The sequence below is a fragment of the Pseudoalteromonas sp. SG43-1 genome (assembly GCF_014164415.1).
Lineage (GTDB): Bacteria > Pseudomonadota > Gammaproteobacteria > Enterobacterales > Alteromonadaceae > Pseudoalteromonas > Pseudoalteromonas distincta.
The window spans coordinates 1-221 of sequence record NZ_JACJFD010000104.1 but is presented as its reverse complement, the minus strand read 5'-3'; the positions used below and the strand labels follow the sequence as shown (position 1 = coordinate 221).

The 221-nt window shown below is 49.3% G+C and carries 1 rRNA gene; it reads left to right on the top strand.

Features of this window, described 5'->3' with window-relative positions:
- Positions 1-221: ribosomal RNA gene (locus H5159_RS20910) — 23S ribosomal RNA — on the top strand; the annotation flags it as partial.

The following is a 221-nucleotide window of genomic DNA, read 5'->3' as shown; positions in this document are numbered from 1 at the left end:
ATTGCGATGGGGGGACGGAGCAGGCTAAACAAGCATGGCGTTGGTAGTCCATGTGAAAGTGAGTAGGTTGGCGACTTAGGTAAATCCGGGTTGCTGTTAAGACTGAGACACGAGACGAGTCACTACGGTGATGAAGTTGTTGATGCCATACTTCCAGGAAAAGCCTCTAAGCTTCAGATTATATGGAATCGTACCCCAAACCGACACAGGTGGTCAGGTAG